At 52.3% G+C, this 1102-nt stretch carries 1 protein-coding gene; it reads right to left on the bottom strand.

The features are described from left to right. A partial coding sequence (locus FPT15_RS29680) for an IS481 family transposase (RefSeq protein WP_145166234.1) occupies nucleotides 1-1020 on the bottom strand: 1020 nt, incomplete at its 3' end. Nucleotides 1021-1102 lie beyond the last annotated feature (82 nt).

Consider the following 1102-nt stretch of genomic DNA (forward strand, 5'->3'; position numbering starts at 1 on the left):
GTGCTGCCCAACCAGCCCCTTGGCGATGCTGAAATAACGTTTCTGAAAGCGAAATCGGCTGTGATAAACCTTGGCCAGCACATCATCCGGCCCATATTCAAATTCCGATAGCTGCTGCGGATAAGCCCAGGGGCTTGCTCGGTACCGGTCCATAGGCACCTTGTAATCCAGTGCTTGGTGAGGGCGTTTTAAGTTATAGACCTCACGCCATTGATCAAACGCTGTTTGAGCATCCTTGATCGTGGAGAATTGACGCCCATCAAGCACCTCCGCTTTGAGTGAACGATGAAAACGCTCAATCTTTCCATTGGTTTGAGGGTGGTAAGGACGACTGAAGCTGATCCTGATCCCCAAGCGAATCAACCAGATACTTAGTTCTGTGATTTCTCCAGGGTTGCGTGGCGAGCCCCATGGCGGTCCATTGTCAACGTTGATGCGAGCCGGTAACCCAAAGCGCTGAAATACCTCGATCATCTTTTCCTTCACCGTGATTCCACGCTCGTTATCACAAGCTTGAATCGCCAAATTGAATCGTGAGTGATCGTCCAACAACGTCAGGGGATGGCATCGGCCTTCTTGTGTCGGGAAGTGCCCTTTGAAATCCATCTGCCAAAGATCGTTAGGTGCATCGTGTTCAAATCTCAGCTTTGCTTCTTGTTCCTTCTGAACAAGCTGAATCAGCCCGCATCGGTGCAAAACATTGGTGACGGTGCTAGGAGCAATCTGCTTTTTCAAAAGGCTGCTGATTGTGCGTCCGCCCCAAGCGGGATGTGCTTGCCTAAGCGCTATGACCTGCGCCTCCAAAGCTGGCGCGGTTAGCTTTGGGCTAGTCGCAGGTTTTCGGGATTTCTCTTGCAGCCCAGACTGCCCATGCATTTCATAGCGTTTCAACCACTTATAGGCCGTTTGCGGGCTGATGCCGAACCGTCGACACAGCTCTCGTTTATTGCTGCCGGGTTGCCGTGCTAAGGCAATGAACTCTTCTTTCAGGCTCATGGTATCTCTCGTGTCCCAGGGCATGATGGCTTTCCGGCGAAGTTGGCTCGCCAAAAGTGTCCACCATGTCCCCGCACACCCGTCAACCATGTGTCCGGTCCGTACA

It is taken from the genome of Pseudomonas sp. RGB, assembly GCF_007713445.1.
GTDB lineage: Bacteria > Pseudomonadota > Gammaproteobacteria > Pseudomonadales > Pseudomonadaceae > Aquipseudomonas.